This is a genomic window from Paenibacillus sp. FSL R10-2788 (genome assembly GCF_038003885.1).
In the GTDB taxonomy this organism is placed as follows: Bacteria; Bacillota; Bacilli; order Paenibacillales; family Paenibacillaceae; genus Paenibacillus_AQ; species Paenibacillus_AQ odorifer.
Genome location: NZ_JBBOQA010000001.1, coordinates 4,401,582 through 4,415,525, shown reverse-complemented (window position 1 = coordinate 4,415,525; position 13,944 = coordinate 4,401,582). Strand labels below are relative to the sequence as shown.

13 protein-coding genes are annotated in these 13,944 nt (G+C 41.2%); 9 read left to right on the top strand and 4 right to left on the bottom strand.

Annotated elements, in window-relative coordinates; genetic code table 11:
- Positions 1 to 98: 98 nt before the first annotated feature.
- Positions 99 to 1,961, bottom strand: coding sequence for a rhamnogalacturonan lyase (locus NSQ50_RS19635; protein ID WP_162164293.1), 1,863 nt, complete (start codon positions 1,959 to 1,961; stop codon positions 99 to 101).
- Positions 1,962 to 2,126: 165 nt separating this feature from the next.
- On the opposite strand from NSQ50_RS19635, the gene NSQ50_RS19630 reads away from it, so the two are divergent.
- Together NSQ50_RS19630 and NSQ50_RS19625 are read left to right on the top strand one after the other, a co-directional pair.
- Complete coding sequence (locus NSQ50_RS19630) at positions 2,127 to 3,167, top strand: phosphotransferase (protein WP_340949688.1); 1,041 nt, start codon at positions 2,127 to 2,129, stop codon at positions 3,165 to 3,167.
- A 218-nt stretch (positions 3,168 to 3,385) separates the two neighbouring features.
- Complete coding sequence (locus tag NSQ50_RS19625; RefSeq protein ID WP_143760563.1) at positions 3,386 to 3,937, top strand: hypothetical protein; 552 nt, start codon at positions 3,386 to 3,388, stop codon at positions 3,935 to 3,937.
- A 23-nt stretch (positions 3,938 to 3,960) separates the two neighbouring features.
- On the opposite strand, the gene NSQ50_RS19620 is transcribed toward NSQ50_RS19625, so the two are convergent.
- Both NSQ50_RS19620 and NSQ50_RS19615 read right to left on the bottom strand, forming a co-directional pair.
- Positions 3,961 to 5,226 (bottom strand): MFS transporter, encoded by a 1,266-nt coding sequence (locus NSQ50_RS19620; RefSeq protein ID WP_036688957.1) that lies wholly within the window; start codon positions 5,224 to 5,226, stop codon positions 3,961 to 3,963.
- 48 nt (positions 5,227 to 5,274) lie between these two features.
- The gene (locus tag NSQ50_RS19615; protein ID WP_051491589.1) at positions 5,275 to 6,186 is read right to left on the bottom strand and encodes a LacI family DNA-binding transcriptional regulator; all 912 of its coding nucleotides are present in this window, start codon (positions 6,184 to 6,186) and stop codon (positions 5,275 to 5,277) included.
- A gap of 201 nt (positions 6,187 to 6,387) precedes the next feature.
- Here NSQ50_RS19615 and NSQ50_RS19610 point away from each other — a divergent pair, with 201 nt between their 5' ends.
- The 3 genes from NSQ50_RS19610 to NSQ50_RS19600 all read left to right on the top strand — a co-directional run bounded on the left by NSQ50_RS19610 (position 6,388) and on the right by NSQ50_RS19600 (position 9,640).
- Positions 6,388 to 7,977, top strand: coding sequence for a peptide ABC transporter substrate-binding protein (locus tag NSQ50_RS19610; RefSeq protein ID WP_076141071.1), 1,590 nt, complete (start codon positions 6,388 to 6,390; stop codon positions 7,975 to 7,977).
- Positions 7,978 to 8,161: 184 nt separating this feature from the next.
- Positions 8,162 to 8,713, top strand: coding sequence for a polymer-forming cytoskeletal protein (locus NSQ50_RS19605; RefSeq protein WP_076141070.1), 552 nt, complete (start codon positions 8,162 to 8,164; stop codon positions 8,711 to 8,713).
- 681 nt (positions 8,714 to 9,394) lie between these two features.
- Positions 9,395 to 9,640: a hypothetical protein gene (locus NSQ50_RS19600; protein ID WP_036688955.1), complete on the top strand. Its 246-nt coding sequence runs from the start codon at positions 9,395 to 9,397 to the stop codon at positions 9,638 to 9,640.
- Positions 9,641 to 9,703: 63 nt separating this feature from the next.
- Here NSQ50_RS19600 and NSQ50_RS19595 read toward each other — a convergent pair whose 3' ends face one another.
- Positions 9,704 to 10,321 (bottom strand): histidine phosphatase family protein, encoded by a 618-nt coding sequence (locus tag NSQ50_RS19595; RefSeq protein WP_076100194.1) that lies wholly within the window; start codon positions 10,319 to 10,321, stop codon positions 9,704 to 9,706.
- A 158-nt stretch (positions 10,322 to 10,479) separates the two neighbouring features.
- Between NSQ50_RS19595 and NSQ50_RS19590 the strand changes: the two genes are divergently transcribed.
- The 4 genes from NSQ50_RS19590 (at position 10,480) to rbsK (ending at position 13,943) form a co-directional block, all read left to right on the top strand.
- Positions 10,480 to 11,382, top strand: coding sequence for a LysR family transcriptional regulator (locus NSQ50_RS19590; RefSeq protein WP_036688950.1), 903 nt, complete (start codon positions 10,480 to 10,482; stop codon positions 11,380 to 11,382).
- 60 nt (positions 11,383 to 11,442) lie between these two features.
- On the top strand, positions 11,443 to 11,910 hold the full coding sequence (locus NSQ50_RS19585) for a DinB family protein (RefSeq protein ID WP_076225065.1): 468 nt from the start codon (positions 11,443 to 11,445) through the stop codon (positions 11,908 to 11,910).
- 147 nt (positions 11,911 to 12,057) lie between these two features.
- Complete coding sequence (locus tag NSQ50_RS19580; RefSeq protein ID WP_076225064.1) at positions 12,058 to 13,041, top strand: LacI family DNA-binding transcriptional regulator; 984 nt, start codon at positions 12,058 to 12,060, stop codon at positions 13,039 to 13,041.
- 23 nt (positions 13,042 to 13,064) lie between these two features.
- The gene (rbsK, locus tag NSQ50_RS19575) at positions 13,065 to 13,943 is read left to right on the top strand and encodes a ribokinase (RefSeq protein ID WP_036689135.1); all 879 of its coding nucleotides are present in this window, start codon (positions 13,065 to 13,067) and stop codon (positions 13,941 to 13,943) included.
- Position 13,944 lies beyond the last annotated feature (1 nt).

Below are 13,944 nucleotides of genomic sequence, written 5' to 3'. Positions count from 1 at the left end.
GATCATTGCTGATATAAACCGAACAAAAAAGCAATTGCCCCGGCACATCCGGATAACTGCAATTGCTTTTTTATTCACTTACTAATTCTTTAGAAAGCTTACGGCACTACGTAGATATTGGGTTTAGACACAGTGGGCATACCGTTGCCTAGGAAAAATCCTGTGTGCGGAGGTTGATTGTAAGCTGTATTCTGCCAGGCAATGCTCAACCGATATACTGGATCATGCATTAAGGTATATATTTTATTAGTGGTGATGTTCGTAGTTGTATAGATTCGTAGAGCCGAGTTATCGGACTTTCTCCAGATAGCCTCTTCGCGCCAGTCTCCAAGCAGGTCGGCCTGTAGGCTTGGCGTTGCTTTGGTACTATTGTTGGATGCTACGCTCGCTCCGGTTAATAAATTGGTAACGGAGTTACTTGCAGGGTTCCATTTATCAATCTTGACACCATCCAGCAGTTCGCGGGACAAGTCGCCATCCCACCAGATTCCAAAATTCACAGAAGGCATTGTGCTGCTTATTTTGGTGCCTGTAATGGAGTATAGGCCAACACCGTGAGCCCATACCTCTTCCCCGGGATAATTGGGATCAATATCGGCAGCCATCCCCCGGCCGGTATCTTTTCCCGTGTATACACCCCATAAGACCGTCCCGTTTGCAGCATCCCATACCGCAGCGCCATAGGGAGAACTAGTATTTTCCATGACTTTAAAAACTTCGAGACCGGGGCGGTTCGGATTTAAATCGCCTACATGCAGCGCGTCTCCATGACCCAGCCCTGTATTGTATAAGGTCGCACCGTTATTATCAATGGTTAAGGCACCATAAATGATCTCATCCTTACCATCGTTATCCACATCGGCTACACTTAAGCTATGATTACCTTGACCGGCGGTTCCAGCATTGGTGGAGCTATTGCTATCAAAGGTCCATTTACGAGTCAAAGCACTGCCATTCCAGTCAAAAGCTACAACGACTGTGCGTGTATAATAACCACGTGCCATAATGATGCTTGGATGTACTCCATCCAGATAGGCTACTCCTGCTAAAAAGCGGTCTACTCGATTGCCGTAATTGTCACCCCAACTGGATACCGTTCCTCTGGCAGGAACATAATCAATTGTGGTTAAGGCTTTCCCCGTTTGTCCGGAAAATACACTCAGATATTCAGGTCCGGTCAGGATATATCCACTGGAATTGCGATAATCTGCACTTGCGTTTCCAATGGTTACGCCAACTCCGTCAACCGTACCGTCTGCTGTTTTGCAGACTACTTCGGCTTTACCATCACCATTGAAATCATAGACTAGAAATTGAGTATAATGCGCGCCAGCCCGAATATTTTTGCCCAGATCAATTCGCCATAGCCGAGTTCCATTCAGCTTATAGGCATCCAGATAGACGTTGCCAGTATAGCCACTTTGCGAGTTGTCTTTGGAATTGGAAGGATCCCACTTCAATACGATTTCATATTCCCCGTCACCGTCTAAGTCACCCACGCTGGCATCATTGGCACTATAGGTATAACTTACGCCATCTGGCGTAGTGCCGCCAGCCGGAATCTGAATTGGAACGTCCAAATAATTGTTGGCCCATACATTTGCTGCTGGAGAATCAGATTGCTCAATACCGCCAACGATTGCTCGAACTGTATAGCTAGACGAAGCTGTGCCGGCGTTATCCTGATAATTCGTGCTGTCCGTGATTGGGGTAACGTTTACTTTTGTGCCATTGCGGTATAAATTAAAAGAAACCGACAGTTCTTCTGTTCCGAGTAGCCGCCAGCTCACAAATACACCGCTGGATACCTTCACTGCTACTAGTCCCCGATTTAGCTTTTCCGCTTGCCGGGCAGCTGCTGCCGACACAGAGGAAAGAGAGCCAAAAGCTGCCGTCCCTAAGGTAAAGACTAAAAACCAAATGATTACAAGATACCCTGATTGATGTAACCGCTTACTCATTAACGAAGCCTCCTTTTCATTTTTGGTTCACGAGGGTTACACAGGATGTCATAGTGAACAGTACATAATATTTCATAAAGATAAAAATATGTTTTAAATTTACTTGAACCATTTTATATGAGTACGGCTTCACTCACACGGAAAGGAATACATAACATGGAAAATATGAGCTATAATTTAAAATTCGCAACACTTTGTGCCAAATATAATCTGGGTCTGTTGATGAATGAACCTGAACCGATAACAGGTGGACTCTTGCACAGAATGTATCGCCTGCAAACGGATAAAGCGCAATACGCAGTAAAGGCCTTAAATCCTCAAATTATGCAACGAGATACAGCCATGTCTAATTATATTTTTTCTGAAATGGTTGCGAATCTGGCTTATCAAAAGGGGATCCATGCTGTTCCGGCAATCGTATCTAATGGCAGTAGTATGCACGAGGTTGAGGGGCAATTTTATTTATTGTTTCCATGGGTTCAGGGGAAGGCATTACCTTTAGGTGAAATAGATTTAGATTGTTGTAAAAAGATTGGGGCAATTCTTGCGCAGCTCCACATCATCGATTTCTCACAGGGAACGGATGATCATCACTTTGAAACGCTTATAGCGTCTAATGCTGCAGTTGCCAATTGGAAAGAGCTTGCTCTCAAAGGAGAGCAGCAGCGTGCAGAATGGTCAAGCTTGCTGGCAGATCACCTGCATAAGATAGAGAATTGGGAGGCATTGATTTATTCTTCAGCGAGTCTATTGACGAATCATTATGTTATCAGCCATCGGGATTTAGACCCCAAAAATGTCTTGTGGGATGAGCAGAAAGTTCCGATAATAATCGATTGGGAAGCAGCAGGACCTATTCATCCGACAGTAGAGCTGATAGATGTAGCTTTATATTGGTCAGGTTCTGAATCGGGAGATTTAAGCAAAAAGGCATTCTCAAATTTGATTAACAGCTATCTGGAGCATGGCGGAGAGATTTATGCGGATTGGCAGGTTGTGCTCAACTATGGCTTTTTGGGAAAATTAGAATGGTTAGCTTACAATATCAGACGTTCGCTAGGACTGGAGAGCTCGGATGACGCAGAACGGGAGCTGGGTACTTGTGAGGTAATCCGTACGATTAATGCATTACAGAACTATGCAGATTTTATTCCACAATGTTTATTATGGTTGGGAGATTTAGATAACCGTCACTACCTTTGGTGAGGATCATTTAGCAGGCCAACCTGCCAGGGAGTTTTATCGGAAATTTGGATTTAGTCCTTTGCAGGAATATGTTCCCGATGGACCGGATGGGGGTTCACGCCAAAAGTTTAAACTGACTGTAAGTTAAAAAGGAGGACTTATGAAGAAGTTTATAGTTATATCTGGCGTCTCGCTATTTTTGCTGGCGATTTCTTTTAACCCATTGTTCAACTATATACGTGAAAACAGGCAGGAAAGCAGATATGACTCCATGGGATGAAGAGGAGAAAGCCCCGCCTGGTGATATTGTCAAAGTTCAGTTCTTATTAAATGATCAAAAAATCTCCACCCCTGATGAAATATGGCTATCCAATCGGGACAGAGGCAGCAGATATTTTTCGTGGATAGATATTCTCACAGTAAAGGACCGAAAGACTGGTGAGGAACAAGTAAGTATAGTCCAAAGACTGACCGATGATAGTCAACCCATGGAAACAAGAAAATGGAAAATCATCACGATTGCACAAAACGGAGATGTAGACGAAGAGGTTCTCAGCTATGCGCAAAGAAGCAACAATCATTTAGGTGTCAAGCTAATCGAGTTCTCCGGTACCTCCCTTATGGGTATGGGGTATTATTCAGATGTTACTAAGGCCTATCCTAGTATTTTCTTCCCACTCCTATTTCCGTTTCTAACTGGAATAGCGGGTCTCCTGTTATTGATTTTTCTGGTTGTTCTATTACTGTTTGAGCTTCATCTTAGACGCGTTATTAGAAAAAGAGGGCGATAAAGAACACAGGATACATTCTGAAATTACTTGTAGTTTCGAATTACCTTTAATTTAGTGATAGTTGATAAGGCAAACAGCAGCAGTAAGACTCCGATTGAACCCATGACAGGACCAGGGCTGAAGAGATCAGACAAGAACGAGACAGCAGTAAGACCAATGGATGGGGCTACACTCATGATAGAACCTAATACACCGAACACCCTACCCTGGATGTCTTCTGAAACTTCCAGCCTAAGGATTGTATTAATCAGCAACGTGGAGAATGAGAACATGAAGCCAATCACAAGAATGATAGGAATGGCAATCGCAGCGGAAGTGACGAATGATAACAGGAGGTACAGGGGACCGAGACATAGCAGTCCAGTCATAATAAGGAAACCTCTGTTTTTCAATTTGGAGCCAAGCAGCAAGATCAGTCCGGACCCGATCATATAACCAAGTGGAATACAGGCTTCAATAAGTCCAAACTGAAAGGGAGTGGAATCCCACACTTTGACGGCCATAACCTGCGTCAACATCAGGGAGGGGACAAAAAATAAGGTTAAGGTAGGAAGCATAATCATAACGGCGCGTGCGAAAGGATACCTCCAAATATAGCGAATTCCATCAACCAGATCCTGTGTGAATTTCCGTTCTTTCTTGGGTGCGTTATTTAATTGAGTTGGCAAAGGAAGGGAGCGAACTGCTAAAACGAGCAGAAAGGAGAGGAAAAATGTAGCTCCATCAAATAAAATAGCGTCGGCTGCTCCAAAACTCGCTACGAAAATACCACCGGCTGAATAACCAATAGTCCGGCAGATGTTTTCAGACAAGTTCAACAATCCTACCGCTTTTTGTAGATGTTCTTTACCAACAACAGTAGTGATAGAAGCTTGGTATGCCGGGGACTGGAATAAAGCTGAAACGGTCGTAAGACCCGTCAGTATAGCGACTATAATGAACGATGTAGAGGGCAGGGAAATGGCTAAAGCAAGTGTCACTACGAGTCCGCAACTTATCAGATCGGTGATCAGCATGAGGGTTCGACGATTGACCCTATCCGCAAAAGTTCCCCCTATCGATCCAAGTAAAGAACTGAGCACTAAATTGATTATCGTGATGATGGCAATCATTTTGGCGCTGCCGGTCGTTTGCAGTACCCATAAACTTAAAGCAATACTATGAAAAGTGTTACCGAATAAGGAAATGGAGTACGAACTGAGTAGCAGCAGGAATCTCCGATTTCCCCAAAGAGAGGGATGAGCTTGAACAGCAGGGGGAACTTGTTTCACTAATACAGGATCAGGCATAAGTTATGCTCCCTTCAACTTAAACGCTTAAGTGAATAGACAAAAAAATTATTCTACAAAATAACAATTATTTTCTTGTGCGGAGTAGTCAGAATGATGCAATAATTTGTCCATGAGTTCAAATGCAGTAGCCGCTTTATCCCCTGTGAAAATGAATTTATGAACGTCATCGCCTAATATTTCCGGACAATTGCAGGTGCAAAGCACAGAGAGTTGTTCGAACCTCCCGTTTTTTTCAACGTAACTTCCAATAAACTCATTAATGACAATGGCCTCTTTATAGTCCCCCTCCTGTAAGAATGTATTTAATTCCTCCAAATTGACAACGGTGAATATCGCTTCTTCAGGTAATGGAATACTGTCCTGAATAAAGCGGGTGAGGAAAGAGTTATTGAAGCTCTCCATAATTAAACATACCTGTGAAAGGTCCTGTGGTTTTACCTTTTGCAGAGCTGCTCGATAGTTGAAAAGGACCTGCTTAAAGAGTTTATCTTCAATCATGCTGTCGATCAGAATCAAAGGAATTCCTTCTACAAAATGCTTGGAGATCGAATAAAAGGCTTCCTCGCGCACATCGATCAGAAATACAGCCTCCAGCTTTCTTTCTACGATAATATCCAAAGAAGGCTGATCAACATCAAGTGAATATAGCAGCGTATGGTAACCAGCATTTGTTAACCGTTGTTCCAAGGCATGTATAAATGAGAACTGGGCATGGAGCTTCCAGTGTGGTGTATGGGCTGAGGTGTTAACAAGCACACCTACCAATCCTGTTTTCTGATTCGCAAGTGAACGTGCCGCCAGATTGGGTATGTAGTGTAGTTCCTCGGCAAGCTGAAGAATCTGCTGGCGCGTTTTCTCAGGAATGGTTTGGTTGCAGACACGATTCAGAACATAGCTCACTGTTGCGACGGAGACATTGGCACGAAGTGCGATGTCCTTCATGGTTGTCTTTTTCACCAGTAAATAGCTCCCTTATCCTTGTGATATTTTCTAAAGATTAACATTCTGATCCCAAAGCGTCAATGGGAAGTGAGTGTGCAGTTAGATGACCCTGCTAGGTTCTAGAAATGGAAGAATTGCGGTGAAATTAATCTATCGGAATTAATAGATTCCATGTTATTCTAGTTAATAAAAATAATAGAAATAGGGGAAGTGTCGATGAAAAAATTGCTCCATGTTCTCTTTGTTTTAGTATTACTAATAGGTTTAAATGTAAGTGAAGAGAACACTGCATCTGCTGTACAGGCTAAACAGGTGTTGCGTATTGGTTTTGATTATATTCCTGTAGATCTAGATCCTGCCACTTCCACAGATAGTAGTACGACTACGGTCATTAAAGGGATATTTGAGGGATTGGTGCGTTTGAATGATGCGGGAGAGGCGGTTCCCGGGATAGCCAAGTCGTGGACAGTCTCCAAGGATGGGAAAACATACACGTTCTCCTTGCGGCCGAGCGCAAAATGGAGTAATCAGCAGCAGGTTAAGGCTTCAGATTTTGAGTATGCATGGAAACAAGCGCTTGCACCTCAGTCTATGAATAGCTATGCATTCAAAATGTTCATAATTGCTAACGCAGAGAATTATCATAAAGGGAAGCTAAAGGAGTCTTCGAAAGTGGGTGTGAAAGCGTTAAATAACGATACACTCCAAGTGACTTTGAATGAAAAAACTTCACATTTCCCGCAGCTTCTCACGGAAAGTATTTACATGCCAATTAATGCGCAAGTCGCGAAAGCAGATAAGAATTGGGCGTACAATATTAAAACTATGGTTACTAATGGCCCTTTTAAACTGCAACAGTGGGATGAAAATTCGATTCATCTAATTAAAAATCCAAACTATTATGCGGCGCAAGAAATTCGTTTCTCAGAGGTGCATCTACTTCGGCCTAAAGCTGGAACACCTTCGCCAACTATGGCCTACTTAAACAATGAAGTTGACTGGGTAGGGGCAAAAGATGAGCTGATAGATAAGGCTTCTTTAAATTCTGTATTCCCTCAGGAGTTATATGCATTGCCGTATGCTTCTACATATTATTATCAGTTCAATCTAAGCAAAGCACCTTTCAAAAATCTGAAGATACGTAAAGCATTAGCCATGGCAGCTAACCGAGAATCTATCGGCTATGGTACACCTGCTTACGGTTTTATTCCTCGGAGTATTCGTGGTTCCAAGTTGAATTTTAGATCAGAGATTATTGATACACGGTATTTCAAAGAGGATGTAATACAGGCTAAGAAATTACTTCAGGAAGGTTTGAAGGAAGAGGGCTTAACTCAGCTTACTAGTTTTTCGATTATTATAAATGAAGGGCATGAAGAAATTGCAGAAGCCGTTATTAACAGCTGGAACAAAAATCTGGGCATTACAGTAGGTTTTGAGGTTCAACCCTGGGAAGATCTGCTTGATAATCGTCTTAAGCTGAATTATACAATGGCAAAAGCGGCATGGGCAGCCGACTATAACGATCCATCGACTTTTTTAGATTATTTCACATCTTGGAGCAGCGATAATGATTCGGGCTGGAGCAGTGCACTTTATGATAGTTATATTAAACAAGCTAGGCTTACATTAGACACTAGCGAACGAAACAAGCTTTATGCAAAAGCTGAAAAAATGCTCATTGACCAAATGGTCATCCTTCCGCTGTATTATTTTTATGCTGATGTTTTGCATAAACCTAACATTAAAAAAGTAAGTGTAGAGTATGATGGTTCCATATCTTTTTCAAGAGGGTATTTAATCTGAAAAATTATAGTAATAAAGACTATGAGGATACTTCCGCAGTTATTGGGAGTGTCCTTTTTGTATGGAATTAATCACCTTTGTGAAACCGCTTCAGATAACGACACAATATTGTGAAAATTTTCACCTATTTATTAAAAATTTTAATATATAATTAATTTATAATCAAAAACAAGGGGGATTTAAAATGAAGTTATTTAAAATGATGTTAGTAGCAGGCGTCTCGGTTGCAGTCTTGTCTGGTTGTGGTGCGAATAATAATAATGCGACTAATTTGGCGGCTACTACGGCTCCAGCTACAGAGCAAACGGATGCAGTTACTACAGCTTCAATCGTAAATCAAGCAGATGCGTTTACCAAGGCTGTAAGTAAAGATGGAAACTGGATTATTGCCATTCTAAATGATGTGACCATTGCCCAAGATGTTGTTGTTGAAGGCGAATTCCATGATAAAGGGGCCGCAGACGGCGACATCTACCGTAAGATTGCTCTTTATGCCCAAGACGCTGATCACAAAGTTACTGCCAATTACACACTCACTGTACCTAAGTTAACTGTACAAAGTGAAAATTTACGAGTTCAAGGCGGAACCATTAAAGGTGATGTTTATGTAGATGCGAACGGATTTAATCTGCATGAAACTTCGACTATTGATGGAAATCTTTACTTCGCAAACGAAGATGTGAAAGCAACTGCAGGGATTGAAGGTAAAGTGACTGGGGCAACTGAAGTTAAATAAGTTAGTGATGATTTCGATTAGGTAGAAGTAGAAGGACTAACTATATAGATAGAATTATCCGGATAGGTTCAGGAAAAAGGAATCAGTATGAATGGGCTGACTCATAATGGACTACACCCCATCTAGTTACCATATGAGAGCCAACGGCTTCGAAGTAACAAGTAATGGAGTATTGAAGCAGTGAATTATTGGAGTATGAAGTAATGGAGTATGAAGTAATGGAGTATGAAACATTGAAGTGTACAGTAGATGGTTTTAACTGTATTTTGTACAACTAAAATGCTCAAAACGCCCGGCCAATGCAAATAGCTGTATTTTGTACATCTATTTTCCTGATTTAATACTCTATAGGCTATTTCTCTAGTTTTTAATTGTATAGAATACACTTAAAGTTAGAATTAGCCCTTGTGGATATCGAATAAGTGTATAGATTGCAGTTATCTTACAGATATATCAAGATAGTGCGCTACAACGGAGTGGTTATCCGAAAGCTACGAATGATTAAGCTTAGCTCATAACCTATCAAGCAAATCACAACAGACCCAAAACACCAGTCAGCGAACCTCCAATAACGGAGAATTGCTGCCTGGTTGTTTTTTTGTGGATGATGAATATATGAACTATTGTTGATTTTCTTCCTATTGACTTATAATATTACTACCACTACTAGGAGGAACACATATGTCTAAGGAGTATTCGCGCACATATATTGAGAGCGTAAAGCTTGAAATGTTAAATAGGTTGGGATTAAAGCAGGTGTTCTTCAAGGAGCAAATAGGGGACAGCCTAATTTTTGAAGCTGTGGGCTTTGATAAAGGGGCAAAACACCGCTTTTGCGTTAGACCAAAGACGAAAACGATTGATGAATTCATTTCAGGCAAATGGATGAAGGTCCGCAGTTTTATAATCAAAAGTGTGGATATTTAATGTTGAACGCTAAAAAGGTAGCCCCGTTAATCGGAGTTACCTTTTTATTTTTTTAATACATAGTCATTGATAATGTGAAGTATCTCCATACAGATCGATGGTTGTATTGTTATCAGTTAGGGTTACTTTACATAATGCAGTAGAGAGAATATCCGGTAACTCCCCTATTTCCTGCAATGATTTATTAAGAAAATAAGCCATAATGACCTTTAAAGTCATCCGATGGGTGACGATGAGCACCTCTAGCCCTACGTTATCGTTTATGATGCGCTCCATTGTCGGCACTACTCTTTCTTCAAGCTGCTTATAAGTCTCACCTGAGGTTAGAGGAATATATAGATCGGGTCTGGTGAAAAAATGGGAATATTGTAAAGGGGATTCTAGTTGTATCTGATCCGTATTCATTCCTTCCCAGCTCCCCATGTTTATTTCCATTAAAGAAACTTGCTGTTGAATAGGTAAACTCCGCTTTCCCCGTAAAATCTGCGCAGTATGCAATGCTCTTGGACTAGTACTAGAATAAATTGCGCCTAAGTTTTCTACTTGCAAACGATCCCTTAACCATTCGGCCTGCTGTTCGCCCAAGGCTGTAAGCGCAGAATTTTGATGCCCTTGCATTCGTTTTTGTAAATTCCATTCTGTTTGCCCGTGGCGGGTTAAGTATAATACTGTCTTTGTCATTAACAAAACCTCCCTTATGAATAGTTGTAAGTATAAAAGAAATAAATATAAATAAACAATATATAATAGTTAACATCCATAATGTATAGTTATAGTAAAATGACTGAGGATAAGCGGCGAATACAGATATTATTTTATGAAGTGAGGAAGAGATCACGATGAACTATCATGTATTAAAATTGTTTTATTACGTTGCGATCACAGGTAGTGTGACCAAAGCCTCTGAACGTTTGCATATCAGTCAACCCGCTATATCAGCGCAAATCCGTAAGTTTGAACGGGAGAATCATATTTTGTTATTTGAAATTAAAGGAAAGAGGATGGTGCTCACCCCTTTAGGAAAAAGGTTAATCGAACCTCTTGAGAAGTTTTTTGCCATGGGTGATCAAGTCCAGCAAATCATTGAAGACTATCACAAATTTCCTGAGGGGAATCTGCGGATTGCAGGTAATTATTTGGCGACAAGCATCCTCATTCCCCGGTGGGCGTCATTATTTAAACAATCTTTTCCGGAAGTTAACATTCAGATCACTACTACTAATTCTCATGGAGTCATGGAAAAATTGAATAATTTTGAAGCAGACGTGGCGATTTACAGTGATATGGAGTTTCCTTCGCATAATACAGGAGTGTTCGAACATCGGGAGTTATATAGGGACGAGTATGTATTCGTGGTTTCTTCCCAGCACCCTTATGCCAATCAGCAGGTTAGCTTTGAAGAAGTGATGTCTGAAGCATTTATTATGAGAGAAGAGGGCAGTGCAGCCAGAGAGCGGCTTGTCCGGTTGTGTGAAGAAAGAAGTGTACAGCAGCCAACGATTGGGCTTCAATTTAATGGAGTGAATGAAGTTATTCAAGCTGTGATTGCCGGTTATGGAATTAGTTATGTATCTGCTTTGTTGGCGAAACCTTATCTTGATCAGGGAACATTAGCTAATGTAGCAGTAGAAAATGTAGTCTCCAAGCATTCGATATGGATGGGCTACAGAAAGAAGGAACTTCAAGAAAGTTATATGCAGTCGTTTATTACGTTCGTTATGAAACAATTAAGTTTAAAATAATATTAGGAAATTAAAGATAAGCTTATGGTAAACTATGGATAAAAGTTAGGAGGGGTCATAATGGATCAAATCATATTCAAACAACTTAAGTTTGTGCGTAGTGTTACTGTGCGTGCTGTCGAGGGACTATCTGAGGAAATTTTAGATAGTATTCCAGAAGGTTTTAATAACAATATCCGCTGGAACTTGGGACATATTTATTTGGTGCAAGAGAAGTTTGCCTTTCATTCTGCTAGGGAGCTTATGCAATTGCCGGCAAGCTTTGAACGCTTATTTGCGAAAGGGACTAAACCAGCCGAGTGGAATGAGGAACCGCCAACGCTTGAAGTTTTACTTGAGATGCTTACGGAGCAACCCAAACGGATCCAGGAAGCTTTTCACAATCGCTTAAGTGAGCAAGTAACCCCTCTTACAACAGGAAGTGGATTAACCTTAAATTCAATCGGTGAATTCATAAATTTCACACTTTACCATGAAGGTATGCACTTCAATACAATAAAATTATTAAATCGCTTTGCAGATGAATAAATTCAAATAACAAAAGATATCGATATATAATTGGTATCTTTTGTTAGCTTTATGATCAAAAAAAAGATTTGTAAATGAAAAGGTTATGTGATAATCTAATTTATGTAATACATGTAACCGGTTACACATTGGGGGATGAATTAAAGAATGATGACGATCAAAGATGTCGCAAAAATAGCTGGAGTTTCGGTAGCAACAGTCTCACGGGTTATAAATGAATCTGGATATGTGAATATCGATACTCGCAAAAAGGTTGAGGCAGCGATCAAAGAAATGAATTATACCCCTAATGAGGTTGCAAGATCATTGTACAAGCGGAAATCTAAATTAATCGGGCTGCTCTTGCCTGATATTACCAACCCCTTCTTCCCGCAGTTAGCGCGGGGGATAGAGGATCGGATGCAGGAGCAAGGTTATCGGATCATCTTTGGCAATAGTGATGAGAACGAGGACAAAGAGATGGATTATATTCAAACCTTTATCCAAAATAATGTCATTGGTATGATATCGTCAACCAACTTCCCTGAGAGCGACGTTTATTCTAACTTGAAAATTCCGGTCGTATTTCTGGACCGTACTTCTAACGATAGCCCTTCCGTATACGCAGATGGCAAAAAGGGCGGACGTCTTGCAGCACAAGAGATTATCGCACGGGGAAGCAAAAAAATCACAGTAATACAAGGACCGGCGCATATCAAACCTGCACAAGATCGATTTCTTGGGGCGATTGAAGTACTTAATGAAATGGGAATCAGCTATAATGTGATCCAAACTTCATCCTTCTCCCATACAGTAGCAGAACAATGGGCTGTGGAGTTATTTGCTAAATATATAGATACAGATGGCGTAATTGCCAGTAATGATATTGTCGCGACGGCAGTCATTCATGAAGCACATCGTTTAGGTAAAAGAGTGCCGCAGGATCTGCAAATCATCGGATTCGATGATATCCCGCTTAGCAGCTTGTTGTCACCTGCTTTATCCACCATTCGCCAGCCGGCACATGATATGGGTAGAGAAGCGGCGGGTTTACTTATTAAGCTAATTGAGCAAGATAAGGTGGAAGAGAAGATTATTCAACTACCCGTTAGCTTTGTGGAGCGGGAAACTACAAGAGTAAAGAATAGATGACAACATGAGAAAGGTTGATGAAAATGGCTAAGATTTGTGTAATTGGCAGCTGTTCAATGGATTTAGTAGTGACTTCGAATAAGCGACCTCACGCGGGTGAGACTGTGCTTGGAGAACAATTCTCCACCGTTCCGGGCGGTAAGGGCGCGAACCAAGCAGTCGCTGCTGCCCGTCTTGGAGCAGAAGTTACGATGGTTGGTTGTGTAGGTGATGATTTCTATGGTACCGCTATCATGGATAATCTGAAAAAGAATCGCGTTTTTACCGCCAATGTGGAACCGGTTACACATGCCGAAAGTGGCACAGCCCACATCATTTTAGCGGAAGGTGATAATAGCATTATCGTTGTAAAAGGAGCCAATGATTTAGTTACTCCTGCTTTGGTTGAACGGGCACTTGAGAATATTAAAGGCTCTGACATGGTATTAATCCAACAAGAAATTCCGGAAGAAACGGTGTCTTTTGTAAGTGAGATTTGCCACAAATTCAATGTGCCTATGTTGCTTAACCCAGCACCTGCTCGTCCTATCAGTGAAACGATTATAAACAATGCCACCTATTTAACACCCAATGAACATGAATGTGCAATATTATTTCCTGAGATGAGTACTGCTGAAGCTTTACGCAAATATCCCAATAAGTTATTTATTACCGAGGGCAGCAATGGTGTGCGTTATTACGATGGTAAACAGGAAGTTTTAGTTCCCACCTATAAAGTGAATGCTATAGATACCACTGGAGCAGGAGATACTTTTAATGCGGCATTTGCTGTTGCTCTAGCTGAAGGCAAGTCTATTCGAACTAGTGTAAAGTTTGCCAATCGCGCGGCTTCTTTATCCGTCACAAAATTTGGTGCCCAAGGTGGCATGCCAACAAGAGTAGAGGTGGAGGTGAGTCTTTAAT